General features: G+C 72.0%; 2 protein-coding genes. Both read left to right on the forward strand.

Translation table 11 applies throughout. The annotated features are described in order from the left end of the window. On the forward strand, positions 1 to 785 hold a 785-nt coding region (locus FDZ70_10815), incomplete at its 5' end, for an indole-3-glycerol-phosphate synthase (protein TLM65781.1). Between the two features lie 94 nt (positions 786 to 879). Then, the coding region (locus FDZ70_10820) for a TrpB-like pyridoxal-phosphate dependent enzyme (protein ID TLM65782.1) at positions 880 to 1309 on the forward strand (430 nt) is incomplete at its 3' end.

A 1309-nucleotide genomic window follows, 5' to 3' on the forward strand; every position in this document is an offset into this window, starting at 1 on the left:
TGGTTGCGAACCGCCGGGCGCGCATCGCCGCCGAGTACGGCTCGCTGTCGGCGTCCGATCTCGAGCGCCTCGCCGCCGCGGGCAGGCCGGCGCGCGACTTCACCGCCGCGCTCGCGGGCCGCAACGACGTGGCCGTCATCGCCGAGGTGAAGAAGGCGTCGCCGTCGGCGGGCGCGATCGCGCCCGACTGCGAGGCGTCCAAGCAAGCGCTCCACTATGCGAACGGCGGTGCGGCCGCGATCAGCGTGCTCACAGAGCCCGAGCAGTTCGGCGGCTCGTGGACCGACCTCTCGGACGTGTGCGACGCGGTGGACGTGCCGGTGTTGTGCAAGGACTTCGTCGTCGCCGAGCCGCAGCTGTTCGCGGCGCGCGGGTGCGGCGCCGACGCGGTGCTGCTCATGGTGTCGGTGCTCGGCGACCGCACGCCGGCGTATGCTGACCTCGCGCGCACGCTCGGCCTCGAGCCGCTCGTCGAGGTCGTCTCGCTCGCGGAGCTCGAGACGGCCCGCGCGGCAGGCGCGCGCGTGGTCGACGTGAACTCGCGCGACCTGCGGACGCTCGCCGTCGACGCCGACGCGGCGGGCGCGGCCGTGTGGGGGGCGGCGCGGGCGGGGGTGACCCGCGTGTTCGCGAGCGGCGTGAGCACGCGCGAGGACGTGGAGGCGGCCGCCGCGTGCGGGGCGGATGCCGTGCTGGTGGGGGAGTCGCTCATGCGCGCCGCCTACCCGGAGGATCTGCTGGCGGAGTTGACGGGCGTGCGCAAGTCCGGCGCGCCCGTGAGATAGGGGAACACGGTCTGCGGCGCGCGAAGGATGCGCGCGTGCGGGCCGAAGGACGGTTTCGGGGCCGAAGCGGTCCCGAGGGAAGGAGTGGTGGGTCATGCCGAGCGACAAGACGAGGTTCGGGCTCGATGAGACCGGGATACCGGAGGCCTGGTACAACATCATCCCCGATCTCAAGAACCCGCCCGCGCCGCCGAAGGTGATCACCCCGGACGGCACCGAGCTGGGCCCCGACCAGATCGGCGAGGTCATGATGAAGCTGTTCCCGATGGAGTGCTTGAAGCAGGAGGGCTCCGGCGACCGCTTCATCGACATCCCCGGCGCGGTCATCGACGTGTACAAGACCTACCGGCCCTCGCCGCTGCTGCGCGCCCGCACGCTCGAGCGCAACCTCGGCCTGCCCGCCGGCGTGCGGATCTACTACAAGTACGAGGGCGTGAGCCCCGCCGGGTCGCACAAGCCCAACACCGCGATCCCGCAGGCGTACTACAACAAGCAGGAGGGCATCACCAAGATCTCGACCGAGA

It is taken from the genome of Actinomycetota bacterium (genome assembly GCA_005774595.1).
GTDB lineage: Bacteria > Actinomycetota > Coriobacteriia > Anaerosomatales > D1FN1-002 > D1FN1-002.